This is a genomic window from Ruegeria sp. CDSB086, from assembly GCF_059611065.1.
This window is the reverse complement of the sequence record NZ_JBXWOV010000005.1, coordinates 197,480-224,168: the sequence shown is the minus strand read 5'-3', so window position 1 is coordinate 224,168 and position 26,689 is coordinate 197,480. Positions and strand designations below refer to the sequence as shown.

Genomic DNA, 26,689 nt, shown 5'->3' with positions numbered 1-26,689 from the left:
GCGCGGCGCATGCGGGAATGTTTGGTACTGATGCCCATTGTGATCTGCTTACCCAATCATGGCAACATGTGTCGATTTGAGACGGTTGATTATCGCGCGGTGCATATTGCGGAAATAGCGACAGCGGCATTGGGATAGAATGTTCCGCATCGTTTGCTAATGCGGCGTTGGCACAGCGGACCATTGCAAGCATCCGCGTTTTTCCGCCTGAGTGACGCAGATGGTAAAATTTGGTTGTGATAACGATCTTTATCTATAAAAGAATGTGTAGCCATGAGAGTTCTCGAAAAGTATCTATAAAATGAAAAATACCTCCCCGATATGGTCCCGCGACGCTGCTCAAGCTCTGTATGACCTTCCGCTGATGGATTTGCTGTTTCGCGCGCAGACAGTGCACCGGGAGAACTTTGATCCCAACAAGGTCCAGACATCGAAACTGCTGTCGATCAAAACAGGTGGCTGTGCCGAAGATTGCGCCTATTGCTCGCAATCAGCACGGAACGGATCCAAACTGTCGGCCTCGAAACTGATTGAGGTTCAGCGCGTTCTGACCGAAGCCCGCAAGGCCCGCGACGGCGGGGCAACCCGTTTCTGCATGGGTGCCGCATGGCGCGAACCCAAGGACCGCGACATGGATGCGCTTGTCGCAATGGTCGAAGGTGTGCGCGAGATGGGGATGGAAACCTGCATGACCCTTGGCATGTTGGACGATAATCAGGTGGTTCGTCTGCGCGATGCGGGGCTGGACTACTACAACCACAACATCGACACGTCCGAGCGGTACTATCCCGAAGTCATCACAACACGCACCTTTGCGGACCGCATTGACACGATGAACCGCGTGCAGGATGCGGGCATCAAGGTCTGTTCCGGCGGCATCCTCGGGATGGGGGAAGAGGTTCAAGACCGTGTCGATATGCTGGTCACACTGGCCAATATGAACCCGGCACCAGATTCGGTGCCGATCAACATGTTGATGCCGCAAGAAGACACGCCTCTGGCAGACGCTAAACCGATCGATCCGATCGATTTTGTAAGGGTCATAGCCGTTGCGCGGATCATGATGCCACAATCTTATGTACGGCTTTCCGCCGGGCGCAGCGATATGAGTGAGGAATTGCAAGCCATGTGCTTCTTCGCCGGTGCGAACTCGATCTTTGTTGGCGAAACGCTTTTGACGGCAGAAAACCCCGAAGAAGACACTGATGCCATATTGTTTGCCAAGCTTGGGCTGCAGGTGGAAACATCTGCGGAAAAATCCTGTTTGGATGCTGCTGAATGAAAGCACTGAGTCGGTTGAACTCGATGCTTGAACTGTTGGACACCCGGCACCGTCGCCGGGTGTTGGCGCAGCCGCGCGGTCTGGACTTTGCGTCCAATGATTACCTTGGATTGGCGCAATCGCCATTCCTGCGCAATGCCGCGCAAACGGCATTGGCGCAGGGCGTGCCGCTGGGATCTGGTGGTTCCCGTCTGTTGCGGGGCAATCATCCCGAACATGAGGCGCTTGAACACGAGGCCGCCGCCTTTTTTGATGCTGAGGCTGCTTTGTTCATGGGCGGAGGATTTCAGGCCAATCAGGCGATTTTCTCGACCCTTCCTGCCGCCGATGATCTGATCCTTTACGATGCTTTGGTTCACGCAAGCGCGCATGAAGGCATGCGGATGGGACGCGCCCAAACATGTGCTTTTTCTCATAATGATGTTGCCGCAGCGCGTCTGACCATTGAGGCGTGGTTGGCAGAAGGCGGGTCTGGTCAAATCTGGATCGCAGTAGAAAGCATCTATTCCATGGAGGGCAACATTGCGCCCTTGGCCGCGCTGTCTGATCTGGCCTGCGAACACGGTGCCATATTGGTCGTGGATGAGGCTCATGCGACCGGAGTATTTGGCCCGAACGGTAAGGGCCTGGCGCATGGCCTAAAGGCTGAGTTGCTAACTTTGCACACATGCGGCAAAGGGTTGGGGGTTTCGGGCGGATTGATTTGCGGCCCTCGGGTGTTGATCGAAACACTGATCAACCGCGCGCGTCCGTTTATCTTTGCCACAGCCCCATCGCCGTTCAACGCGGCCCTTGTTCGCGCGGTTCTGCAGCATCTTCAAACAGATAGTTTTATGGGCCAGAATGCCCTGTCCCGCATTCGCCACGCGCATGCCGTCGCACGTCAGATCGGAACACCCCAAGAGGCGCTGAACAGCCAGATTATCCCCATTATTCTGGGCGATGACGCCAAAACCATGGAAATGGCCGCAACGTTACAGGCCAAAGGTTTTGATGTCCGTGGTATCCGGCCGCCGACCGTGCCACGGGGCACGTCGCGTCTGCGCGTGTCGATCACCGGCAACGTGGACAAGGATGACATAAGCGCTCTGTTCGAAACACTGGCGCATCAACAGACGGAGGCGGCATGAGCGCTGTTATCGTCACGGGCACCGACACCGGCGTCGGAAAAACGGTTTTTGCTGCGGGACTGACGGCCACGCTTGGCGCAACCTATTGGAAGCCAGTGCAATCCGGGCTTGAGGATGCAACGGACACAGAAACCGTCGCGGCGCTTTCCCGTGCCGAAATTTTGCCGGAAGCCTATCGCCTGAACATGCCAGCCTCACCCCATTTGTCAGCCGAAGACATGGGCGTCGAGATTTCGCCGGATCGACTTGCGCTGCCGCAGGTCAACGGCCCCTTGGTCGTCGAGGGGGCAGGCGGGATCATGGTGCCGCTGAACCGCAAGACCTTTTTCCTTGATGTCATCTCGGGGTGGCAGGCACCCGTGGTTCTTGTGGCCCGGACCGCGTTGGGGACGATCAATCACACAAGCCTGTCCCTGATGGCCTTGCGGGGTGCAGGTTGCAACGTTTTGGGCGTAGCGTTCGTAGGCGACGCTGAGCCAGAGGTTGAACAGACCATCGCCGAGATGTGTCAGGTTACCCATTTGGGACTCTTGCCGTATCTTGAAACCCTGTCGCGAGAAACGCTGTCGGATGCTTTCGATGCGATTGACACAGCAACAATTCGGAGAGCTCTGTGACCGCTCTGGAGTTTGATGCCCGCCACCTGTGGCATCCCTATACGAATGTTCTGAACCCCGGTCCGATGCATCTGATCACAGAGGCCGAAGGGGTATGGCTGACCCGGGAAAACGGCACTCGGATGATCGACGCAATGTCGTCGTGGTGGTGTGCGGTGCACGGGCATCGTCATCCGGCCATTACTGCTGCGATGCAGGAACAGCTGCGGCAAATGCCCCATGTCATGTTCGGTGGCCTGACGCATCGACCCGCAATTGACCTGGGACGCAAGCTGGTCGAGCAGTTGCCTGACGGGCTGGATCGCATTTTCTACAGCGACAGCGGATCGGTCGCGATTGAAATCGCTTTGAAAATGGCCGTGCAGTTTCAGATGGCGCTGGGTCACACGGGGCGCACGCAGTTTGCGACCATTCGCGGCGGGTATCACGGGGACACATGGAAAGCGATGAGCGTCTGCGACCCCGAGAATGGGATGCACGGGCTGTTCAGTGGCGCGCTGTCGATCCAACATTTCCTGCCACGCCCGCCGATATCATTTGACCAGGAATGGACGGATGATCCAACCCTGAATGGGCTGGATGCTTTGGAAGAGCTGCTGGAAACCAAAGCCGATCAGATCGCGGCCCTGATCCTTGAGCCTGTGGTGCAGGGCGCGGGTGGTATGTACTTCTATCACCCCAAGTGGCTAAAAGGCGCGCAAGACCTGTGTAAAGCACACGGAATTCTTGTGATTTTTGACGAAATCGCGACCGGGTTTGGTCGCACGGGCGAACTGTTCGCGATGAACCACGCCGAAGTGGTTCCGGACATCATCTGTTTGGGCAAAGCTTTGACTGGCGGCCATATTACTCTGGCCGCGACCGCCACGACTGAAGATGTCGCGCGCCGAATTGGGGAAAGCGAAGCCAGCGTTTTGATGCACGGCCCGACCTATATGGCCAACCCGCTGGCCTGTTCTGCCGCGGTGGCCAGTCTGGACCAACTATCGGTCAGAGATTGGCGCCTCGAAGTGCACGCGATCGCCGACCAGATGAAGCAAGAGCTTGCCCCCGCACGTGAATTGCCAGGCGTTGCCGATGTGCGCGTGCTTGGCGCGATCGGGGTCATCGAAATGGAGCAATGGGTTGATCCTGCGGTTGCGCATGCGCTGGCACCCGATACCGGCGTTTGGTTGCGCCCGTTTGCCCGCAACATCTATTGCATGCCGCCTTACATCATCTCTGCGAATGAATTGAGCCGTGTAGCATCGGCCATGATCTCGCTCGTCAAAGGCATGTCATGAAACAGCGGTGGTTATCGCGTTCGGGAACGGACGAGTTGATTCTGGTTTTTGGCGGTTGGGCGCTGGGGGCTGTGCCTTTTACTGGACTTACAGGGCGCGGCGATGTGCTATTCGTCGACGACTTCCGCCACCTTGACGATCCTCTGCCTGATATTGCGCAATATGACCGCGTCAATCTGATTGCCTTTTCTTTTGGTGTTGCATCTTTGGGCCATTGGCTGGCGCAAACCGGGTATTGCCCCGATCGGCTGATTGCTGTCAGTGGCACGCTATGTCCGGCTGACCCCGAGCGTGGAATCGTACCGGATATGATCCGCGCCACGGCGGAAAACCTGACCGCAGCCAGTTTCTCAAAGTTCTGTCGCCGTGCCGGATTGAACGGGCCGGTTCCTGAAATTGATCTGGAGGCTGCGCAGGCAGAGCTTCACGCCGTGATCGACCGTGGTGGCGCACCTGAGGTGGCGTTTGACCGGATTTGGATCCCCCAGCGGGACCGTATTATCCCGACCCCCGCGCAAGAGGTGGCATGGGCGCACCAACAAGCTGCCGTGCGTGGTATTGCCACCCCGCATGTCCCGTTTCGCGACGGTCAGAACTGGCAGGAGTGGGTCGCATGAACGTACAGATCGCAGACCGCGTTCAGCGCAGTTTCAGCCGCAGTTTCCGCAGCTATCACGGCTCGGCCAGCCAGCAAGCCAAAATCGCGGATCGGCTGGTCCAAGAGATGCGGGTCGGCGGCGCGCCGCATCGTTTCGCGACCGGATTGGAATTTGGCTGTGGTACCGGCCACCTCACGCATCGGGTGTGTAGCGCATTCGATATTGGTCAGTTGACGGTCAATGACCTGTCGCCCGAAGCAGCTGAGACCGCAACGGCCGTCGGTGCGGATTTTTTGTGCGGCGACGCCAAAATCGTCGAATGGCCGTTTCAGCCAAAGCTAATCACGTCAGCGTCTATGGTCCAATGGTTGCATGACCCTGCAACCTTTCTGCAGCGCGCAGCCAAAGCATTGGCTCCTGGTGGGTGGTTGGCGGTTTCAGGTTTTGGACCGGAACAGTACCGGGAACTGGTGAAAGTCGGTTCCACTGCCAAAGCGCCGGGCTTGTGCCGATCTGAAGATTTGGCCGCGGCAGTCGAAGGCCAATTAGAGATTATCAGTTGCGGCGAAAACCTTTCTGCACTGCACTTTGATACGCCCCGAGGCGTTCTCAATCACCTTCGAAGAACTGGGGTCAACGGGCGCGCGCAGAAGGTCTGGACCAAAACCAGTCTTGCCCAATTCACGGAACACTATGTCCGGCACTTTGGCGACGATGATGGCGTGTCCCTGACATATAACCCGACGTGGATCGTGGCCCGCAAACATGGCTGAGTGCCGCTACCAATCAATGCGTTCATAGACTTCGGTCTCAATACACGAGATCTCAGAGCCCGGGTTGGTTAGTACCGCTTGGGCCATGACATCGCCGTCGTTTTCCCCGTGGCTTTGCGACTGATCCATGTGCCACGGCGCCGGCGGTTCAACCTGCATTGTCGCAGCAAGCGTTTCGGACAGATCAGGGGCAAATTCTTTTGCATCTTCATCTGTCTGCCCGACGTCCAGTGCAAAGGGAATCTCCGAGGTCAATTGCGCACCATTAAATCCGGTGTCCGTCACCAAGATTTCCCCGTCGATTGCGCCGTCGAATCCTGGGGGCGGGGAAATCTCAAGAAAGTCGAGATCCCAGCCGGACAGATCCGCCGAACCGCCATCAGTCATCAGTGAATCCTCACCGCTGATCAGTAGCGTATTTGGTGGCAGCCCTTCCAATGATACAGCAGCCTGATCACTTGCTTGGTCCAACTCGATTGCGACTTCAAAAGCTCCGGTTTCGCCAAAATTCGGGGCTGGGTCTGCCTGCAAAAGCTCACGCCCCGTTGTGTCTGGCCCGTCCCATTCCAATTTCAATCCCGCACGGCCGTAGTTCTCAAAATACCGAACTTCGATATCATAAGTGCCGGGTTCCAGGTCGATTTCTCCGGACCGCGTCCGGAACCCATGCAGACCATCATTGTCCACAATCCTAACCCCGTTGACGAAGACCGCTACGCCATCATCCGCACCGGCAAAAAAAGTGTAGGAACCGCCTTCTTCGATTGTTATTTTACCTTCGAGTTTTGCTCCAAACGTATCCCTTGAACCGCCTTCCCAGAATGAGTTGCGACTGTTTGCAAAATTGATTTCAGGCACAAATTCTTGATGCGTCGGGTCAGCGGACCAGTCGATGTCGTCCAGCTTTGACAACCTGTTGTCCATGTCAAAAAAACTGGCACGGAATCCGCTCACCATTTTGGCATCTGGTGAGGGCAAGTCAGCCTGAGTTACTTCGAAAGTCAGGTATTGTACGCCGTCGTGACTGCTGTTTTCACCGGTTGGCGTAGAATGAAGCAGAGCCGCTTCGACCGTTCCCTCAAATTCTGGCGGCGGTGTTACGGTGATCACCCCACCTTGCCAGCCTTCCATCTCTGCAATCCCGTCCGCGTTTGCCGCAAATTCGGTTCCGCCAATCTCGACAATTGTTCCGGTGGGCAGACCTGTCAGTTCGAATGAGGTTTCATCGGTCACGCTGAGCGTTCCCATATCCACATCAATGGCCAGCGGCATGCCCGAAACGGTTTGGGCCTCGGACATGTCCGGGGCTGTAACCACCTCACGTCCGTCAAGACCTGGGCCCTCCCATTCAAGCTTCAGTTCAGCCCGGCCGTAATTTTCGAAGTATCGGATTTCGATCGAATGTGTTCCCGGTTCAAGCTCAACTTCACCAGTTCGAGTTCGAAACCCGTGCAGCCCGTCATTTTCAACGACCGGTTGGCCGTTGACTACCAACATCGCGCCATCATCGGCGCCCAGAAAGAAAGTGAATGTTCCGCCTTGCTCAACCTCGATACTGCCATTGATCTGGACGCCAAACGTGTCTTTTGCGCCTCCATCCCAGAATGTGTCGTGACCGTTAGCGTAGTTGATTTCGGGCTTAATTTCTTCATGGGTCGGCTCTGCGGTCCAGTTGATGTCTTCCAGTTTGGAAAGACGATGATCAACGTCGAAGTATTTGGCGTGAAACCCTGACGAAAACGTCATCTCCTCCGTATCTGCCACATTGACCGTAAAGCTTTCGGTCTGACGTAACCCGCCTTCGTCAATCACCGTGACATCAATAGTGACCGAGGATGCCTCTTCATAGTCCAGTGCCACGCCGGGCTTCAGACGCAGTTGATTGTCAATAACTTCGAACCGGTCATCCGAGATTTCGAACTCATGGGTATCGTGCAAATCCGCATCCACGAAACTGAGTTGCCCCACAACGGCCCCATCGACGTTTTCGGCCACTGTCTGCTGCGCGGCGGTCAGTGTGATGTTATCAACCAGTGCGCCGTAGGTATCATTCTGGCCCTCAGGTTCGCGCAGTTCCAGCGTGTCTTGCCCGGTTCCAACAACCTGCATCTGGAACGTCTCCCAATCAGCGGATTGCGGGTCCAGCTCCGCCACCAGATTGCCGTTCCAATAGACCTCGACTGTATCGGTTCCACCTGCGAGGCGCTCACGCAGGTCAATGCCCAGATCATAGAGCTGACCATCCTCTGTCTGGACGACCTGGGAAATACTGTCGATGCCCCGACCATGATCCATCTCGAGCAGCTGATCGCCATCGGACGCTTTCGTACCGCCTAAATGATCCCAGATTTCCATTCCATGTGCGTCTTGCCAGGATCCGCTTTCATCCGAGCCAAAGCCTTTCCACCTGCCTTTATCCAAGTCAAATTCTTCGAAACTGCCATTCTGAATGAGGTTTTCAGAGGTGTTATCCAGCACAAGACCTATCGGATTCTCGTTCAAATTCTGAACCTCCACGATGAAACTCTCGGCCAGGGTGGCCCCACGAGAGTCCTTGACCGTGACGTCGACTTCTATCTGTGCCGTTTCCTCATGATCCAGTGCAATCCCGGGCTTTAGTTGTAACTTGCCGTCAACGATGTCAAAGCGGTCGTCCGAGATGTCAAAGCTGTGCATGTCCGACGCATCCGGGTCGACGATCGAGATGTTTCCGATCACCGCGCCGTTGGCGTTCTCGGCGACTGAAGTGTTGTCCAGCACACGGCCTGTCGGACCCTCGTTCACATCCTGAACCTCCACGATGAAACTCTCGGTCAGGGTGGCCCCGCGAGAGTCCGTGACCGTGACGTCGACTTCTATCCGTGCCGCTTCCTCATGATCCAGAGCAATGCCAGGCTTTAGCTGCAACTTGCCGTCAACGATGTCAAAACGGTCGTCTGAGATGTCAAAGCTGTGCGTGTCCGACGCATCCGGGTCCACGATGGAAATGTTTCCGATCACCGCGCCATTGGCGTTCTCTGCAACAGTTGTGTTGTCCAGAGTGACCTCTTGCGGCGCGTTGTTTTCGGTCTGTGTGTCGGTTGAAACTGCCGGCGCTGCATCCAGATTGGGTACGCTTGGCGGCTCTGGACGAGAGGCCGGACCGCTTACATGGGTTTTCCCCACACCTTTGGTTGTTTGGGGCGTTGAAATTGCAGCACTGATTGTTTCCATTCCGGCCGCGCTTTCGTCAATTTCCGTCGCCTCTGCCTTGGGGTTTTGTGCAATTGACCCAGCCGACGAGCTCGTTGAATGAAAAGTGTGGGCGACAGGATCAGTGTTTGTGACGTTGCCGGATTGTTGTGCATGCACGGTGCGAGGGTTCAACTCTTCCGGGGAACCCTCGTTCCGAGTGTTGCGTTCCAATGTCCCAGAGAACTGTTGGCCTGTGTGTAACGAACTGCGCGTCGGATCTTCGCTTGGCTCGACAACACTGCGGGAAAGATGAGAGGCGATCTCGTGTTGTTCGTCCATATCGGCCTGTGCGGACCTTGTGTTAAAATTCAGGTCGTTCTCTAGTTTACCCATCGCACAATTCCCCAAACAACAGCTGATTCACCGTTTTAGGTAACACGCCTCCGCCCATAACGGGCAACTAAGCGATTAAATTTAAAGGCAAATCTTAGGCAAGATGTGCCGGAGAATTTACGGGTCTTAAACGGAAGCCGACCACTCCTGCTGAAATGACCAAGGGGGTGAAAAGCATCATGGAACCGCGTGGATTTGTTGGTCGTATTTCGGCTCCTCACTTTGATATCCCGCTTTGGGTTGCCTCTCTGACTATGAATGTTCTGTCGCTTTTGATGCCGATTTCCATCTTGCTGATATTCGATCGGGTTATCCCATTTCAGTCTACAGACACGCTGCGCGTATTGACGGTGGCACTGGTGATCGGAGCCTTTATGGAGCTGTTGCTTAGACAGTGCCGTGCCGTCCTTTTGACAACCTCGGCTGAGGGGGCAGCGGTCTGGAATTACCACCGCTTTATGACCAAAGTCCTGAACGCGAATTCTCTGGCCTTCTCACGCGAACCCGCCAGCAATTATGCGGAACGCTACGCAGCTATCGGCCAGTTGCGGGACTACCATTCGGGGCAAGGGCAAACACTCTCGATTGATCTGCCCTTTACGGTCTTGTTTGCGATTTTGATCGGATTGATCGGGGGGTGGCTGATTTTGGTGCCATTGGGCGCGTTTTGCGTTGTGATCATCTTCGCAGCGGTCATGAAGCGGGGGCAGTGGGCTTTGTTCAAGCACCGCAAGTCCCTGGACACACGCCGATACGCGTTCTTGACCGAGATTTTGTCGAACATGCCCACGGTCAAGGCAAACCGGATGGAGCCACAAATGGCCCGCCGCTTTGAATTGCTTGAAGATCAGACCGTCGATAACAGCAAAAAGCTGATCCATTTCTCGGGCTTTGCACAAAGCTTTGGAGCCATCTTTTCGCAGATGACTGTTGCTGCGATGGGGCTGCTGGGGGCCTACCTGGTGATCATCAACCTGATTGGCATCGCCGAATTGGCCGCCTGCATGCTGTTGAATGGTCGAATTATCCAGCCTTTGACCAAACTAATGGCGATGTGGGTTCAGTCGGAAAACTCTGCCATTTCACAAGCACGATTGCACGAAATGGAACAGCTTGAAATCGGGCAAAGTGTAGGGCTTTCCTACGATCACTTGGGTCAGATCATGGTTTCCGGTTTGTCCATGCGCCGTTTGAAAGGAGAGGGGGGAGCTTTCTCGCCCCTCAACATTCAGGTGGAGCAAGGGCAGGGCGTTTTGATTGAGCCCGAAGAAAGCTGGATGGTCGAAGCGTTGTTTGACGCAACGACGGGGCAGCGAAAACCAGATGAGGGCAGCTTGTCCATTGGTGGCATACCGGCCTCACAGCTGATCGGGTGGCGCGGGCACGATGCGCTGGTTGCGCTCGAAGCCGAGCCCGCGATCCTGTCGGGAACACTGCTTGAAAACATCAGCGCTTTTGGTGACGCAGAGACCGTTGATCGCGCCAAGCAGATTGCCGTCGCACTTGGGCTAGAGAAACGCATTCACCGTTTGCCCATGGGTTATGCAACCCTGCTTAACACCGGAACCGGGTTTGAGGCCGACCCGGTGAACCGTCATCTCATTGCATTGACACGGGCCTTGGCGCTGCGGCCGCGGGTGCTTTTGATGAATGAACCAACAGCGGTTTTAGATACAATGGAACGCCAAGCTCTGGCGGATTACCTCCAATCCGTTTCTCCGCGGCCTACGATGTTTGTGGCAAGCCCGGACCCTCGGATGAGGCAGATAACGCACAAGTGCGTTCGCTTAAGTTTGTCAAACGCCCTGGATCTGGCGGCATGGGCGGTAGACGCAGATCTTGAACGGACTGCCGCGGAAGCCTGGAAAAAGGGTGCCGCATGACCGTAATGAATACTCAGATTGCAAGCGGGTTGCTATTTAGACTGCTATTGGCGGGCGGTTGGCGCAATAATGAAGACCGGCTGCTTGAGGCGTTTCCGCACGTGCTGGATCGGCTCCGCCCGGATGACATTTTCGAGACGTTGGAAAACCTCAATATCCCCTACACGCAGATCAGATGTCGTGAACGCGAGATCACGGATCACGAATGCCCGGCATTGATCATACCGAGCAATGGTGCCTGCTACCTTGCGTTGGATCGGATAGGTGGCACGCTGCAAATCAGCGACGATCTGAACCCAGATCTGAACCACCTTAAGCCCGGCCGCCGATGGTGCACCGTCATCCGGATCGACCGCTTCACGCATCACCAGACAGACAGGCGGTTCACATCTGTCCGCTCGGCATTCGCAGAATTAGGCCCGATGTTGCCCTGGCTGCTGATCGCCTCGTTGTTGTCCAACGTTCTGGGGCTTATGGCTCCATTGCTGATCATGGGCATCTACGAACGAGTCATCCCGTCGGGTTCTGTTAGTTTGCTGGTTTCGCTGATGATCGGTGTGGTGATTGTGGGGGCGTCAGATCTGTGCTTCCGCCATGCGCGCACGCGGGCGCTGGCATATGTTGGCTGGCGTGGAGAGCGTCAGTTGATGATTGCGCTGTTTCGCAAACTGATGTCCCTGCCGCTGAGCCAGCTCGGGAAAACGGATGTAAACCAACAGCTATCGCGTTTTCGCCAATTCGAATCCTTGCGCGATGCATTTACCGGGCAGGTCATGACGACCCTTCTGGATCTGCCATTCGTGGTGATTTTCTTTGCGGTCCTTGCATATCTCGCACCGCAGGTCGGGCTGCTGACGCTCGGCTTGGCGGTCTTTCTTGTCTTGCTTGGCGCAATCATCATCCCACATCAAAAACGGTTGGATCAAAAAACGACAGAGGCCGCCGCCGCTAGCCAGTCGGGCGTTCAGGACGCTATTCTTAACCAGCAGGCCATTGCAAATCTGGGGATGCAAAACCAATGGTTGGACCGCTGCATGCCTCTTGCACAGCGCGCAGAAACGGCCGCGCGCCGCAGCCGTCAGTTTCAGGCGCTCGCGCAATCATTGGCTCAATCCGTCACGGCACTTGCGACGATGGGGGCAATCATCTTGTGCGCGCATGGCGCGTTGCGCGGTGATATCAGCTTTGGTGCGTTGATCGCCACGATTGCGTTGGTGTCCAAAATTCTGGCGCCGATTCAGTCTCTATATTCCAGCTTCCCCCAGATCCTTTCCTTCCGAAGCAGTCGAAATCAGGCGGATCGCGTCCTTGATCTTGGCGAGGAGATCGAAGTGGGGCTGGAACAAACGCACCAAAAATCTTTAAGCGGCGCGATTGCATTTTCCTCTGTCACGTACCGGCCGGACCCTTTGAACGCGCCTGTCCTTTCGCAAGCCAGTTTCAACTGTGATCCGGGCGAAGTGGTACTGGTCATGGGCAGCGATGCGGCAGGTCGCACAGCGGTGCTTGATCTGATCGACGGCCTCAATACGCCTTTGGCTGGTACGATTGAACATGACGGCATCGACATTCGTCAGATTGCCAGGGACGAATTGCGTAAATCCATAACCTACGCCACCTATAACATGTCGATGTTCTACGGCACTGTTGCCCAGAACTTTCGATTGGCTTCGCCGTCTCTTACTGATGACAACATAATGTCTGCTTTGACCGACATGGATTTGCTGGATGACCAAGGGCTTCTGCCAAACGGCATCGACACTCGTTTGACCGACGGTGACCTGGCGCAGATGCCATCGGCAACCTTAAAGTCGCTGGTCCTTGCACGCAGCATGGCGCGACTTTCTTCGGTCTATCTGTTTTCGGAGCCAACCAACGGCCTTTCCGACCATCGACGGGCGTGTTTCAGAAACTGGATCCGCGGGCAGCAAGGGCGCAAGACAGTGGTCATAGCAACTGCGGATCGCTCATTCATGCAGATTGCAGACCGCTTCATCTTTCTGAACGGGGACAAGGTTGTCGTGAACAGCACTGGTGATGCGGGGCGCAAGAAACTTCAGGCCGTATTGAAAACGCTTGGGAGGGAATAGTGAAATCAGGTTCAAAGAAAAGTGACACGTCCGGTCCAATGGAACGCGCAAATTGGAGGCGTCGAATGCGGCGGCCACGATTTGCGGCTTTCCTGTCGCTTGCGCTTTCCGCCATGGTTGGATGCCTGGTGGTTCTGGCAGGGCAAACTGCTGTTCCCCAGGTCACCCGCGCCACAGGGACGATCCTGCCAGTTGGCGCGTATCCACAAATCGAAACTATGCCCGGCGGCATTGTCCGGACTGTTCACGTCCGCGATGGTCAGTTGGTTGAAGCGGGGGATTTGCTGGTTGAACTGCATCACCCGGATCTGACGCGGGAAAGAGATGTTACGTCCGGGCAGCTTGCTGCGGTTCAGCGAGACTTGGCCACAGCGTCCGCTGTACTGGCGGTATTGGATCGCGAAGCTGTGCCTGACAAGGCGGAAATTGATGCGCTCAAGGGCAAGGGCCTGACTTCTGCGGCCGCAAGGCTGGACCTTTATGCTGAAAGCCAACGCATTCAGCTGGCCTCGATCAAACAGCAAGAAGGGACGTTGGATATTCTGATACGGGCCACGCAATTCGCGCAGGACCGCGTTCGAAAGAAAGAGGAGATTCTTGAGAGATACGCACAGTTGCGGACGCAGGGTCTAAAATCCCTGAGCGATTTCCTTGAGGAAGAGGATGAAGTGGACGCGGTTCGCGCGGCTGCATCGGACGCCCGGGTGCGCCTTGCCGAAGCCCAGAGCGCATTGATGCTGGCCCGCGCAGCCAAAGCAGAAGAAACCCTGGCTTTGCGAGATGAGGTGCTGACCCGATGGGCCGAACTTGAGCAAAAGCGCGTGGAGTTGGAGATATCGCTAGACGTCGTAAATTCCAAATTGTCTGCACTGCGTATTTCTGCCCCAGCACGTGGAACTATTCAGGCGGTAACATTTCCTAACCCAGGGGAAGTCATCGCGCCGGGCGAAGTGATTTTTGAGATTTTGCCAACCCGTCGCGCCTTGGTCGTAGAAGCACGTATCGCCAATTCCGAGGTCGGCCATGTTGCGGTGGATCAGCCGGTTTCAGTAAGCGTAGACACGTTTGATGCCAGGCGTTTCGGTAAGGTTGAAGGACGCCTGCAATCCATCTATCCTGTGCCTCTGACCGATGAACAAACCGGTGAAACCTATTTCAGGGCCTTGTTTCAATTGGCCGAAACCAAGGTTGGTACGGGCCCGTGGGAACGTCCACTTCAAGCTGGGATGACTGTTGTTGCGGAAATGACGACGGGCGAACAGACGCTGCTTTCCTACCTGTTGAAGCCGGTGCAGATGACAATGGAACGTGCATTCAGTGAGCGGTAGTTTGCAGCTGCAGAGCGTCAGCGCATTGTCAGCACCATGGACCCATTCCTGCTTGCCTAAGCGGTCAGTACAGCAAATTGAGCATCAGGAGTGAAACAACAAGAAACAGGATCGTCATGACCCCCCCTGAGCGCACAAAGTCCATGACTTTATACCCTGCAGGACCCATGATCAGGGCGTTTACCTGATGGGTCGGGATTATGAAGCTGTTCGATGTTGATATGGCAACCGTCAGGGCAAACACGGCCGGATTTCCGCCAGCTGCCACCGCAATGGAAACGGCCAATGGCACAAGCAGAACAGTGGCGCCGACATTGGACATCACCAACGAAAACGCCGTAGCCAGAACCGCAACGCCTGCCTGAAGGGACCAGATCGGCCAGCCGTCCAGAATGATCATGATCTGTTGTGCAATCCACGCAGCCGTGCCGGTATTCTGTACCGCCTGACCCAATGGAATAAGGCATGCGAGCAGAAAAACAGTATTCCATCCGACCGCACGGTAGGCTTCATCGACACTCAACACACGTGTCAGCATCATTCCCGCGGCTCCGGTTAATAGACAGAGCGAGAGCCGAATGTCGGTGAACAGGATCATCGACAAGGAAACGGCGAAAAACGCCAGCGCCCAACCGACCTTTTGCGGGCGCAGTTCGTCTTGCGGGAAGTCGGTGGTGACGACCACAAAATCGGGATCGCGCTTGATCCGCATCAAGTTGTCCCACCGTGTATGGGCCACTAGCATGTCGCCTGCGTGAAACTCCTCAAGCCCGATTTGAGTGGACTCGTGCGTTTCGGATTCAACATGGCTGAGCGTTTCCTCGCCGCGATGAATGGCAAGCAACGACATGCCATATGTTTTGCGGAACAATAGCTCGCGTGGGCATTTCCCAATCATTTTGCTGTCGGGTGTTATGACAACTTCGGCGATGCCTGCATTGGTTGGTGCGAATTCTTCGACAAAGATGTCCAACGCCGGCAGCACGGTCAGCCCGTATTTCTGCGCAAACTCCTCTACGACCCAGCGTCGACCAATGATCGCCAACCGGCAAGGTGCAGCAATTTCGGCCGTCAGGACCTGAACCATCGAGGTTTTGCCGCGATAGAATGTCGAAATGATGTACAGGTGGTTTTCGTGGTTTATGTCGGCCAAAATCTGCCCGACCAAAGGGCTTTCGGCTGGAACGATTACTTCAAAAACATCGGCTTTCAGGCCGTAGACACGTTGCAGATACTCCTGCGTTCCCTGTCCGGTTCCGGTGTTTTCCGATCCCTCATCACCCGGTAAAACCCACCGACCCAGCAGCAGAAAGTAGGCAATGCCAGTCAGGATCAGAACAATCCCGATCGGCGTCACAGAAAACAGGCCGAACTGTTCCATTTTCTGACCGTCGGGCAGGCTATTGTTGGCTGACTGGATCAGATCGTTCAGCAATATAAGAGGCGAAGATCCGACCATCGTCATTGTTCCGCCAAGGATGGCGCAGAATCCCATGGGCATCAGCAAGCGCGACAACGGGATGCCCGATCGGGAAGATATTCGGCTGACGACCGGAAGAAACAGCGCAGCGGCCCCAACGTTCTGCATGAACGAGGAAATGACCCCAACAGTGCCCGAAATAATAGGTAGCACGCGTTTCTCGGACGTACCGCCATATTTCAGAATAACAGCGGCGACTTTGTTCATTATGCCGGTCTTGTCGAGGCCCGCGCCGACGATCATGACCGCGATAATGGAAATCACCGCATTGGATGCAAATCCATCAAACAGGTGCGGCACGTCAGCGAGCTTTTCGAGCCCGGGCGCGTAACTGAGAAGGCCGATAAGGACCAGAACAAGTATGGCAGAAAGGTCAATTCTGACGATTTCGGATACAAAGAGAAATACGGTGAAGGCAAGAAGGGCGCAAACAACACCCATCTCAAAGTTAAAAGCCACCTGTTCCACAAACGTCACCAGGAATTCGTTCTTACATTAAAAGAACATCTAACCCATCAACGCTGAATTGTCATGATGTTTCAAAACCACAAGCTTGGACGAAACAAAATTACCACCAGCGCCAAAGCGCCACGTTTCGAACCGGTGTAGGGGCCCCTTTGATTGCTTGTCAGGCTGGGGCCTACACGCCTCTCAAATCATCGTGGTCAACCACGCCCACGGTAAGGCGGCACACCCTGATCCGGGATCCAGACGCCTTCGGGCGTTGGGCCAGTTTGCCAGAACACGTCGATCGGAATGCCCCCGCGCGGATACCAGTACCCTCCGATACGCAGCCACCTTGGCTCCAGAAACTCCTGCAGCCGGCGGGCAATCGAGATGGTGCAATCTTCGTGAAAGGCGCCATGATTGCGAAATGAGCCCAGAAACAACTTGAGCGCCTTGCTTTCCACCAACCACTGATCGGGCACGTAATCTATCACCAGGTGGGCAAAATCCGGCTGGCCCGTCATCGGACAAAGCGAGGTGAATTCGGGCGCGGTAAAGCGCACGTTGTAATCCACATCAGCCTGCGGATTCTGCACGCGTTCCAGAACCGCCTCTTCCGGGCTGGCTGGCATTTTGGTGTCTCCGCCCAACTGGGTGAGGTTACTGTAGATACTATCGGTCATGTTATCTCTCCTGCAGTCAGACGCCGCGTTTGTTGCCCCAGATCAGCACATGTAGCTGGGGCAGAATGCGAGGCGCGAACCAACCGGCATTCAAAGTCTTATCTATCAGCCATTCCACACGGCTGGTGGCATTGGTTAAATCAACCGGGCTGGCCGGATCGGTTTCCGGGTTACCGGGTTGAAGGTAAAGCGGAAGGTCCGGATACCGGTCGGCTACGCTGCGTGCCCAGTCAAAATCAGTGTCGTCAAAGATCACGATCTTGAGGACAGTTTGCGCAGGGCGCACGTTGAGGCAGGCGTCAAACGCCGTCCAATCCATATCCTCGCCACTGCTGGGGGGTTTCGGGCTGAGAACAAGCATAGCAAGGTCGGAAAACCACGGCTTTGCGATTGACCCTTGGGTTTCGCATAAAAAGGCATAGCCTTCCGCTTTGCCCTGCCGGATCAGCGGACCAAAATCCTGAATGGCGGGATTTCCGCCAGACAGAGACACGGTCAGTGGCCGCCCGCCTGACAAACGCTGAACCTCAGACCAGACGGCCTGCGTTTCCATTGCTGCCCAATCGTGGCGATAGGTGCTGTCGACAGCATGGAGGCTGTCGCACCAGCTGCACCGGAAATCGCATCCGCCCGAGCGAACAAATACTGTCGGCTGACCGATCAGCGCGCCTTCGCCCTGTACCGTGGGGCCAAATATTTCGGATATTCGTAGGGTCATGGGCGATACTCGGCCCATGTCTTGGGCGTCTCGGACACTTTCACCGCAGCGGTTTCGGGCCAGCGGGCCGCGCACCAGTCAAAGAAGTGCCGCGCGAGGTTTTCGGCAGTCGACACGACGTTCAGCACATTGTTCAGATGCCGGTGGTCAAATTCGTCGTCGATATAGGTCTTGAGCGATTTCAGCTCGTGGTAATCCCGCACGAACCCATCCGCGTTCAACTCGCGCCGGGCCAATTCGACCACGACGACATAGTTGTGTCCATGCATCCGGGCACACTGATGATCTTCGGGCAGGTGGGTCAGCTGGTGCGAGGCGGAAAAGTGGAATTCCTTGGTGATCCGGTACATCAGACCTGTGCCCCCGCGATGGCCGACTTCCAGAATTCGGCGTTTTCGTATTGCGTTGGGTCCGGCACATCGGCCAGATCAAACGCCTCGCGCCGTTCAACGCATGTTCCGCAACGGCCACAATGCACGTCGCCGCCCTTGTAACAGGACCACGTCTGATCGAACGGGGTGTCCACGCGCGCGCCTTCGCGGACAATATCGGCTTTGCTGCGGTGCACGAATGGCACATGCAGCGCCACATCCGCGTAGCCGTTCAACGCGGCGCGCTGCATAGTGTCAAACGCATCGGTGAATGCCGGGCGGCAATCGGGATAGATGAAATGGTCGCCGCCATGCACAGCAGCAGCCACCGCATCATCCCCCTGCGCTGCTGCCACACCATAAGCGATGGTCAGCATGATCGCATTGCGGTTGGGGACAACCGTGACCTTCATCGTCTCTTCCGCGTAATGCCCGTCAGGCACGTCCACGTCGTCGGTTAAGGCCGAGCCTTTCAGCGACGCTCCGACAGAACGCAGGTCGATCACGTGATGAGGCACGCCTAGCCGCTTTGCACAGAGGGCCGCGAAGGTCAGCTCCTTGGTGTGGCGCTGGCCATAGTCGAAAGACACAAGCCGTGACAGGTTTCCTTCCGCGGCCAGCACATGCGCCAGCGACACGGAATCCAGCCCGCCGGAGCAGACCAATGTAGTTTTCATGTTTTCAGTCCTTGTTTTGATAACCGGGTAGGCTGCGACCGGCGGGCGGGACGCTTACGGTCTTTTTCCGGTAAGCGCAATGCACGAATTGGTGGAATCGAACGGCCGTTGTGCCTCCTAAGGACCGGGGAAGCGCGGCGGCAAAAGCCCGGCCTGAAACCAACTGACCAATGTCACGATGGAAAAGACGGGCAATCCTGTGGCGCGCTGAATATCTGCCGCGTAAGGGCACATATTCGTGCATTCCAGAACAATTGCACCGAGTTCAGGGTTTTGAGACTGCAACGCAAGCGCGGCATCAACGTTATCGGCACGGGCCTTATCAACATCCAGGGCAAGTTCGTTCCCAAGTATCGCGCGTGTGAATTCGTGCCCGCCTTCGGTGGAACCAATGGGTGTATCGTCGGGAACCTGAGCAGAGCGCAGATGATCACTGGTCAAAGTGGAGGCAGAAATGGTCAGGATCCCCGTGCGTTTTCCGGCCGGAAGGATACCGTTCACCATCTGCACCTGCATCAAAGATGAAGTCACGACCGGAACCGGCACAGCCTCGGACAGCTCTTTCTGAAACAGGGACAGAAACCCGCAATTGGTGGTAATGCCGTCCGCGCCGTCCTTGACCAGTTCACGCGCGGCATCGATGAATGCGTCCAACATGCCCTCGGCCCGGTGCCGAACGACCAGTTCCGGCGAGGCATCCCGCACAATGCGATAGAGCACCGGAAAAGGCCATGTCAGCGCATTTCCCATATCACCGGGGATGCGTGGGAATTGGGCGTCTAGCATAAGAATACCCACCGACGCTCCGTAAATGGATTTGCCACCTTGGGCGATCATCCGTGCGCCTCCTCGATAATGCGGGCCGAGATGTCTTCGGACCCTTCCATGTAGATGCTGGATATCCCGTGGCGCACGGCGTCCTGCACCTGATCCATTCGCTTGGAAATATGGGCACCCAGTACGCGCGCGGCCTCATCCGCGTCGCGATCCAGCAGGGCCTGCATGACCCGTTTATGTTCGTCTTTCGAGCGTTGAACCCGATCCAAGCTCATGGAAACCCAGCGGATATATCGGATGCGTTCGTTGATCCGGGTCAGGGTTTGCACCAGTTCGTTGTTGCCCGATAGCCTGGCAATGCCCAGATGAAAATCTTCGTCTCTGCTAACCGCTTCTTCGACGGTCAGGCCGGTGATGTCGATGCCGGTCGCGTAAAGCTCATCCCGAAGTGTTTGTAGATCTTTGTCAGACGCCTTCGCGCAAGCAATGCGCGCGGCGGCGGATTCGATGATCTGGCGCAACTCGAACAGATCAAACACGCTCTGCGGGTCCAGCGGGCGGCAGAAAAAGCCCAGGCCAGGGCGAAAGTCGAACAGGTGTTCGGCCACCAACCGGTTCAAGGCCTCGCGCAGGGGGGTTCGGCTGACGCCCAATTCCTTCGACAAAGCCACTTCGTTTAACCGATCACCAGGTCGAAGGTGAAACGAGACGGCCATCGCCTTTACCTGATCATAGATGTCATCAACGCGTGGACCTGCCATAAGTGCCGCCTTTTTCCGTTTGCTAAGGCGTGCCACAGGTTGCTCTTGAAATCAATATACAAAACTGTATACAGCTCTGTGTGCAGAATGAAATCAAAGGAAACCCAGCCATGACCGGGACGAATTATCTGACAGGAGCCGAAGCAATGGTGCGCATGTTGGAAGCACACGGCGTGAAACACATGTTCGGCCTGTGCGGTGATACAACGCTGCCCTTCTATGACGCGTTAGCGCGGATGGATCATGGTATTCAGCACATACTGACCCGGGATGAACGTCACGCGGCCTATATGGCGGATGGATACGCACGCGTCACTGGCAAGCCGGGCGTCTGCGAAGGCCCGTCCGGAGGCGGGGCAACCTACATACTGCCGGGGGTGATCGAGGCCAGCGAAAGCTCGGTTCCCATTCTGGCGATCACCTCTGACGTGGCGACGACCAGCCGCGGAAAATACCCGTTGACTGAGTTGGATCAGGCTGCGCTGTTCAAGCCGTTGGCAAAGTGGAATGCGTCTCTGGACGACGCCTCGCGTTTGCCTGCGATGGTGCGGGCTGCGTTTCGTGCAATGACGACCGGAACGCCAGGAGCCACACATCTGGCGCTGCCCTTTGATACGCAGAAAGGTCCGGTGGACGAAGCTGAGGTTTGGGCAGATGCACGCCACCGCAGCTATCCCGCTGAACGGGCTGGACCGGATCTGGATGCCATTGAAGCGGCTGCGGATATCCTGGCCAAAGCCAAATCAGCAGTCATCGTTTGCGGCGGCGGGCCGGTTCTGTCCGGGGCCGAAGAGGCATTGCACCGTGTTGCCACCCTGTTGGATATCCCAGTTGCCACAACAGTTTCCGGTCAGGGTTCCATTGCCGAAACGGATCCGCTGGCCTTGGGCGTCGTTGGCTCGAACGGTGGTGTTCCGGCCACGCGCGCCATTGTGGATCAGGCCGATGTGGTCATATTTGTCGGATGCCGCGCGGGGTCGGTCACGACCGAACGCTGGCGCAGCCCCGGGCGAGATGCCACTATCATCCATATAGACAGCGACCCGATGGTGATCGGCGCAAATTATCAGACCGAAGTCGCCATTTGTGCCGATGCCCGGTTGGCGCTTGAGGCTTTGGCGCGGTCGCTTGAGACGCGGCACGATCTGCCAGGTTTTGGTGGAGCGGCCCAAGCCCGTGCCGCTTGGGAAGCCAAGCTGGCGGCGTTCGCTCCGCTTGCGGCCAGTCGCGACACCCCGATCCGGCCCGAAGCCGTAATGGCGGCTCTTGCAGACATCCTGGACGATGATGCGATTGTCGTCGCTGATCCGGGCACTCCGTGCCCTTACTTCAGCGCCCATTACCGCTGGCGCAAACCGGGGCGGCATTTTATCACCAATCGGGCACATGGCGCGTTGGGGTATTCGCTTGGTGCGGCGATGGGCGCCCATGTAGGTCGGCCATCGGTCAAGACATTGTCCGTTATGGGGGATGGATCGTTTGGCTTCACTTGCGGTGAGTTTGAAACGATGGTGCGGCACAAAATGCCGATTACCTCGATCGTATTCTCGAACTCAGTCTTTGGTTGGATCAAAGCGGGGCAGGATGCAGGCTTTGGGCAGCGTTACTACAACGTCGATTTCAATCGGACCGATCACGCCGCTGTTGCGGCGGCATTTGGGGTCAAATCCTGGACAGTGAAGGACCCGGATGATCTGCGCAGAGTTTTGAAGCAGGCCGTTGAGCATGATGGCCCGACGCTGGTCGACATCCACTCACAACAGCTTCACGAAGCTGCAGCACCGGTGTCGGAATGGGTGGCGTAAGACGCGATGGACGGGGTCAGTTGGGCCAGAAACTCCTGCGCAATCATCGATAAAGGACGGCCTTTGGCGGTGATTATTGCAAGATCCAGCGTGACGGCTGGTGTGAAGGGGCGGGTTTGATATCCGCCCTCTTCATCGAAGGTCACTGTGAACGGATCAATCATCGCGACGCCCATGCCCTGTTTGACAAAGCTCAGCAGGTTTTCCGACAAGTGCGTGTGTATTCGCGTCTGCCAAGTACGCTCTGCAGTCTGAAAAATGTCGCGGGTCCTGCGATGGGTTTGGTGCTCGGGGCCCATGACGATGAACGGCTCATTCTCCAACAGCTCAGGTGTCAGAACGTCATGGGTAGCCAAATGGCTACCCTCGGGGAACGTGGCCATAGTTTCAAAATGGAAGACCTGATAGTTCAGCGTATCGTGGAGTATTGGCATCTCGACGATGCCGATTTCGAACAAGCCCGAAGTTACCCACTCCTGTATTTTCGAAGAATACTGCGACTGGAAGCTGACGGATAGATTGGGGCGTGACTTGGCAAAGCGTGCAATCTCCCGCGGCATGAAGCCGAACGACAACAAATGGGGTGCCGCGACCTGCAATTGCCCGGGATGCTTGTTCTGAAGATCCGACACGGCCTGCGCGACGTGATCCAGCCCGCGGACCACCGTATCGACCTCTCGAAACAAAAGCTCGGCCTCTGGCGTCGGCAAAAGACGTCCTTTGTTGCGTTCGAACAAGGGCAACCGGGCCTCGCGTTCCAGCTGGGCCAACAGATTGCTGATGCCCGGTTGCGAGATTCCCAGAACCGACGCGGCCCCGGTTACGGTACCCGTTTCCATGATGGCGTGAAACGCCTGCAACTGACGAAAGCGCAGAGACATAGCTTAACCTATCATTTCTTATGATGGACTTATGAAAACATAGTATTTGAAATGATATGTAGGTCAAGGCAGGCTTCCACCTACCGCTGGGGAGGACGAATGGTCGATCTATCACAAAAAATCATCGGCTACGACCTGTGGCACCTTGAACTGCCCGTCACATCCCGCCGGGACCACGGCATTGGATCTGTCGAAGGCGTGTGCGAGGTCGTTGTCCTTCGCCTGACGTCCGAGGATGGTAGCCACGGATATGGCGAAGCCTCGCCCTGGTCCGTATTCACCGGAACGCCAGAGGCGACATACGCCGCCCTGAATCGCTACCTCCGTCCGTTGGTGGTGGGGGCCAAGGTTGCCGACAGGGCTGCGATCATGGCGCAGGCTGCATATGCGGTGGCGCATTGCACCGAGGCCAAGGCGGCGTTGGAAGCAGCATTGCTTGACTTGACGGGTAGGATCAGCGCCGTTCCGGTCTGGGCCTTGTTGGGAGGGAAATGCCGCGACGCGATCCCGCTAAGCTGCTCTATCGCCAACCCCGATTTTGCGCAGGATATAGATCTTGTGGCCCGATTGGAGGACGACGGCGTGCGGATCGTCAAGTTGAAGACAGGGTTCAAGGACCATGCCTTTGATATCATGAGGCTCGAGCATCTGGCGCAACATTTTCCACAGTTCTCCGTGCGGGTGGATTACAATCAAGGCCTGTCAATCGAGGACGCTCCGGCGCAGGTGCGGGACGTGGCATCGTTCAATCCCGATTTCATCGAACAACCGGTACGCGCACATCACTACGGCATGATGGCGAAGCTGCGGCATATGACGGATGTGCCGCTACTCGCTGATGAAAGCGTCTTTGGCCCCGAGGACATGGAACGGGCTGCAAGCGAAGGGATCTGCGACGGTGTCTCGGTCAAAATCATGAAATCCGGAGGATTGACGCGCGGGCAAACGGTCGCTCGCATGGCCGCCGCACACGGCCTGAGTGCTTATGGCGGAGATATGTTCGAGGCAGGTCTGGCACATATGGCAGGCACTCACATGATCGCCGCCACACCGGAAGTCACGCTGGGCTGCGAGTTTTATCAGGCCTCTTATTTCTTGGCAGAAGACATTCTTGAGGAGCCTTTCGAGGTGAAAAGGGGCCAGGTCATAGTCCCTGACACACCGGGTCTTGGAGGGAAGCCAGACGAGGCAAAGCTGAACCACTATGCTGTTTCTAAAGCGGTGGCGGCATGAGCGAAAAAAAGACAATTGCCATCATCGGTGCCGGTATAGTTGGTGTCTCAACCGCCGTCTGGCTGCAACGTGACGGACATGATGTTATCTTGATCGACAAGGCCGGCCCCGGAGAGGGCACCTCGCATGGCAATGGCGGTGTGCTGGCTTCTTGCTCGATCATTCCGGTCACAGTGCCGGGGCTGCTTAAGAAAGCGCCAAGGATGCTGTTTGACCCGTCGCAACCTCTGTTCATGAAATGGGGCTATGTACCCAAGCTCTTGCCGTGGTTGACGCGCTATCTGAAACACGCAAACGCAGGTGACGTCGAACGTATCGCGGCCGCGCTAACCCCCATTGTCGGAGACAGCCTAAACGATCATCAGGCGCTGGCTCAGGGTACGGCGGCCGAGAAATGGATTATGCCATCCGACTACCTGTTCCTGTACGAAAACCGCCAGCATTTCGAAGGCGATGCCTTTGGTTGGGGTGTTCGGCGCAAGCACGGGTTCAAGTGGGAAGAACTAGAGGGTGCCGCGTTCCACGCCTACGACCCGATCTACAGCAAAGATATCGGGTTTGCTGCCAAGCTTTCTGATCACGGACACATCACCGATCCTGGGCGGTACGTGAAAGACCTCGCCGCACATGTCGAGGCCAACGGCGGCAGGGTCATCCGTGCTGCTGTTGAAGATGTCGTACACGATAACGGCAAGGTCACCGGCGTGCGGACCGCTGGTGAGACAATTGCTTGTGACACTGCCATTGTCACTGCGGGCGTCTGGTCCAGGCCTCTGGCCAGCAAATTGGGCGTTTCTGTTCCTCTGGAGACAGAACGTGGTTATCATCTTGAATTGGTGGAACCTTCCGCGATGCCAAAAAGTCCGGTTATGGTTGCTTCGGGCAAGTTCGTCGCCACGCCGATGGATGGCCGCATTCGGCTGGCCGGGATTGTCGAATTCGGCGGGCTGGACGCGCCGCCTTCAAGGGCGCCGTTCGAACTGATGCGCAAGAATGCCCGGGCGGCCTTTCCGGGCGTGACATGGAAGGACGAAGTAGAATGGATGGGGCACCGGCCCGCACCGGCGGACTCGATCCCGATCATCGGCGAAGTGCCGGGAATTGACGGAGCATTTATGGGGTTTGGCCACCATCATATCGGTCTGACAGGCGGGCCAAAAACAGGACGTCTGCTCGCGCAGATGATCGCGGGCAGGACCCCAAACGCAGACATGAGCGTCTATGCGCCGTCTCGCTACGCGACTTAAGAAATGTCCGGTAACACAAGCCGGCAAACAAAATTAAACAGGGAGAAAAAGATGAAGAAATTGACAAGCCTTCTGGCGGCAACCGCTTTGACAGCCGCAGCAACCGCACCGGCGATGGCCGAGAAATGGGATATGCCCATGGCGTATTCGGCGTCGAACTTCCACTCGGCCACGGGTGCGGAATTTGCCAAATGCGTGACCACAGGCACTGGGGGCGAGATTGAAATCGTTACTCATCCGTCCGGGTCGCTGTTCAAAGGCGCCGACATCAAACGTGCCATTCAAACCGGGCAAGCCCCAATTGGTGAGCGCCTGCTGTCCGGTCACCAAAACGAAAACGCACTTTTCGGGTTCGACTCGATCCCGTTTCTGGCAACGTCGTTCGATGACAGCGCCAAGCTATGGGAGGCTGCAAGACCCTCGATTGAAAATCTGCTGGCTGAACAGAATTTGACGTTGCTTTATGCCGTGCCGTGGCCGCCGCAAGGGCTGTACTTTAAAGACGAGGTGAACTCTGTCGCCGACATGGAAGGCATCAAATTCCGGTCCTATAACAATGCCACGTCGCGTTTGGCGGAACTGACCGGCATGTTGCCTGTGACAATCGAGGCTGCAGAAATCAGCCAGGCTTTTGCCACTGGTGTCGCGGACTCGATGGTGTCGTCGGGGTCGACCGGATATGACCGCAAAGTCTGGGAAAGTCTAAATTATTTCTACGAAGTGGACGCGTGGCTGCCGCGCAACTACGTCATGGTCAACTCAGACATCTGGGCTGGCGTTTCTGATGCCAACAAGAACGTCATCAAGGGCTGTGCAGAGCTTGCCGAATATGCCGGCAATTGGCGCGCCAAGGAATACACCGGCTTTACCCTGCAAGGTCTGCGTGATGGAGGCATGACAGTCGGTCCGGCGTCCGAGCAGATGACCAACGAGTTGAAAGAGATCGGTGTCACTATGACCAATGAGTGGCTTGAGGCCGCAGGTGACGAGGGCAAGGCCATCGTCGATGCGTTCAATTCGTCTCAGTAATTGGCCAGAGATGGGCGGCGGATCAACC

The 26,689-nt window shown here is 56.4% G+C and carries 22 protein-coding genes; 13 read left to right on the top strand and 9 right to left on the bottom strand.

The window, feature by feature from the left end:
• The first annotated feature begins 301 nt into the window (after window positions 1–301).
• Genes bioB through AC2FIO_RS12170 form a run of 6 tightly spaced genes read left to right on the top strand, consistent with a single transcriptional unit; the run spans window position 302 to window position 5,684 of the window.
• Window positions 302–1,282: a biotin synthase BioB gene (bioB, locus tag AC2FIO_RS12195; protein ID WP_496697901.1), complete on the top strand. Its 981-nt coding sequence runs from the start codon at window positions 302–304 to the stop codon at window positions 1,280–1,282.
• Entirely contained in the window at window positions 1,279–2,412 is a 1,134-nt protein-coding gene (locus tag AC2FIO_RS12190; RefSeq protein WP_496697899.1) for an 8-amino-7-oxononanoate synthase, read from the top strand. Before bioB ends, AC2FIO_RS12190 begins: the two co-directional genes overlap by 4 nt.
• Entirely contained in the window at window positions 2,409–3,029 is a 621-nt protein-coding gene (bioD, locus tag AC2FIO_RS12185; protein WP_496697897.1) for a dethiobiotin synthase, read from the top strand. Before AC2FIO_RS12190 ends, bioD begins: the two co-directional genes overlap by 4 nt.
• Entirely contained in the window at window positions 3,026–4,312 is a 1,287-nt protein-coding gene (bioA, locus tag AC2FIO_RS12180) for an adenosylmethionine--8-amino-7-oxononanoate transaminase (RefSeq protein ID WP_496697895.1), read from the top strand. Before bioD ends, bioA begins: the two co-directional genes overlap by 4 nt.
• A complete protein-coding gene (locus AC2FIO_RS12175) occupies window positions 4,309–4,929 on the top strand; it encodes a pimeloyl-ACP methyl esterase BioG family protein (protein WP_496697893.1) in 621 nt (206 codons plus the stop codon). The genes bioA and AC2FIO_RS12175 overlap by 4 nt, the downstream gene beginning before the upstream one ends.
• A complete protein-coding gene (locus tag AC2FIO_RS12170) occupies window positions 4,926–5,684 on the top strand; it encodes a methyltransferase (protein ID WP_496697891.1) in 759 nt (252 codons plus the stop codon). The genes AC2FIO_RS12175 and AC2FIO_RS12170 overlap by 4 nt, the downstream gene beginning before the upstream one ends.
• A 6-nt stretch (window positions 5,685–5,690) precedes the next feature.
• Here AC2FIO_RS12170 and AC2FIO_RS12165 read toward each other — a convergent pair whose 3' ends face one another.
• Window positions 5,691–9,251, bottom strand: coding sequence for a PA14 domain-containing protein (locus tag AC2FIO_RS12165; protein WP_496697889.1), 3,561 nt, complete (start codon window positions 9,249–9,251; stop codon window positions 5,691–5,693).
• A gap of 155 nt (window positions 9,252–9,406) precedes the next feature.
• Between AC2FIO_RS12165 and AC2FIO_RS12160 the strand changes: the two genes are divergently transcribed.
• The 3 genes from AC2FIO_RS12160 (at window position 9,407) to AC2FIO_RS12150 (ending at window position 14,552) form a co-directional block, all read left to right on the top strand.
• Window positions 9,407–11,134 carry an ABC transporter transmembrane domain-containing protein gene (locus AC2FIO_RS12160; RefSeq protein ID WP_496697887.1) on the top strand — a complete coding sequence of 576 codons (1,728 nt, stop codon included), beginning with the start codon at window positions 9,407–9,409 and terminating at the stop codon, window positions 11,132–11,134.
• The gene (locus tag AC2FIO_RS12155) at window positions 11,131–13,224 is read left to right on the top strand and encodes a peptidase domain-containing ABC transporter (protein ID WP_496697885.1); all 2,094 of its coding nucleotides are present in this window, start codon (window positions 11,131–11,133) and stop codon (window positions 13,222–13,224) included. Before AC2FIO_RS12160 ends, AC2FIO_RS12155 begins: the two co-directional genes overlap by 4 nt.
• 65 nt (window positions 13,225–13,289) lie before the next feature.
• Entirely contained in the window at window positions 13,290–14,552 is a 1,263-nt protein-coding gene (locus AC2FIO_RS12150; RefSeq protein WP_496697883.1) for an HlyD family type I secretion periplasmic adaptor subunit, read from the top strand.
• Between the two features lie 64 nt (window positions 14,553–14,616).
• On the opposite strand, the gene AC2FIO_RS12145 is transcribed toward AC2FIO_RS12150, so the two are convergent.
• From AC2FIO_RS12145 to AC2FIO_RS12115, 7 genes are all read right to left on the bottom strand, one after another.
• Window positions 14,617–16,473 carry an SLC13 family permease gene (locus AC2FIO_RS12145; RefSeq protein WP_496698103.1) on the bottom strand — a complete coding sequence of 619 codons (1,857 nt, stop codon included), beginning with the start codon at window positions 16,471–16,473 and terminating at the stop codon, window positions 14,617–14,619.
• Window positions 16,474–16,697: 224 nt separating this feature from the next.
• Window positions 16,698–17,162, bottom strand: a complete 465-nt coding sequence (gene queF / locus AC2FIO_RS12140) for a preQ(1) synthase (protein WP_108859684.1) — start codon at window positions 17,160–17,162, stop codon at window positions 16,698–16,700.
• Window positions 17,163–17,178: 16 nt separating this feature from the next.
• Entirely contained in the window at window positions 17,179–17,880 is a 702-nt protein-coding gene (gene queE / locus AC2FIO_RS12135; protein ID WP_282152036.1) for a 7-carboxy-7-deazaguanine synthase QueE, read from the bottom strand.
• Window positions 17,877–18,230, bottom strand: a complete 354-nt coding sequence (queD, locus tag AC2FIO_RS12130; RefSeq protein WP_108859686.1) for a 6-carboxytetrahydropterin synthase QueD — start codon at window positions 18,228–18,230, stop codon at window positions 17,877–17,879. The genes queE and queD overlap by 4 nt, the downstream gene beginning before the upstream one ends.
• A complete protein-coding gene (gene queC, locus AC2FIO_RS12125) occupies window positions 18,230–18,928 on the bottom strand; it encodes a 7-cyano-7-deazaguanine synthase QueC (protein WP_496697880.1) in 699 nt (232 codons plus the stop codon). The genes queD and queC overlap by 1 nt, the downstream gene beginning before the upstream one ends.
• 117 nt (window positions 18,929–19,045) lie before the next feature.
• A complete protein-coding gene (locus AC2FIO_RS12120) occupies window positions 19,046–19,765 on the bottom strand; it encodes an aspartate/glutamate racemase family protein (protein ID WP_496697878.1) in 720 nt (239 codons plus the stop codon).
• A complete protein-coding gene (locus tag AC2FIO_RS12115; RefSeq protein ID WP_496697876.1) occupies window positions 19,762–20,466 on the bottom strand; it encodes a GntR family transcriptional regulator in 705 nt (234 codons plus the stop codon). The genes AC2FIO_RS12120 and AC2FIO_RS12115 overlap by 4 nt, the downstream gene beginning before the upstream one ends.
• A gap of 110 nt (window positions 20,467–20,576) precedes the next feature.
• On the opposite strand from AC2FIO_RS12115, the gene AC2FIO_RS12110 reads away from it, so the two are divergent.
• Window positions 20,577–22,271, top strand: coding sequence for a thiamine pyrophosphate-binding protein (locus AC2FIO_RS12110; protein WP_496697874.1), 1,695 nt, complete (start codon window positions 20,577–20,579; stop codon window positions 22,269–22,271).
• Here the strand turns inward: AC2FIO_RS12110 and AC2FIO_RS12105 are convergent.
• Complete coding sequence (locus tag AC2FIO_RS12105) at window positions 22,232–23,152, bottom strand: LysR family transcriptional regulator (protein ID WP_496697872.1); 921 nt, start codon at window positions 23,150–23,152, stop codon at window positions 22,232–22,234. The genes AC2FIO_RS12110 and AC2FIO_RS12105 overlap by 40 nt on opposite strands.
• A gap of 99 nt (window positions 23,153–23,251) precedes the next feature.
• On the opposite strand from AC2FIO_RS12105, the gene AC2FIO_RS12100 reads away from it, so the two are divergent.
• Genes AC2FIO_RS12100 through AC2FIO_RS12090 form a run of 3 tightly spaced genes read left to right on the top strand, consistent with a single transcriptional unit; the run spans window position 23,252 to window position 26,661 of the window.
• Window positions 23,252–24,385, top strand: coding sequence for an enolase C-terminal domain-like protein (locus tag AC2FIO_RS12100; protein ID WP_496697870.1), 1,134 nt, complete (start codon window positions 23,252–23,254; stop codon window positions 24,383–24,385).
• Window positions 24,382–25,632, top strand: a complete 1,251-nt coding sequence (locus AC2FIO_RS12095) for an NAD(P)/FAD-dependent oxidoreductase (RefSeq protein ID WP_496697868.1) — start codon at window positions 24,382–24,384, stop codon at window positions 25,630–25,632. Before AC2FIO_RS12100 ends, AC2FIO_RS12095 begins: the two co-directional genes overlap by 4 nt.
• Window positions 25,633–25,683: 51 nt before the next feature.
• Complete coding sequence (locus AC2FIO_RS12090; RefSeq protein ID WP_496697866.1) at window positions 25,684–26,661, top strand: TRAP transporter substrate-binding protein; 978 nt, start codon at window positions 25,684–25,686, stop codon at window positions 26,659–26,661.
• The last annotated feature ends 28 nt before the right edge of the window (window positions 26,662–26,689 follow it).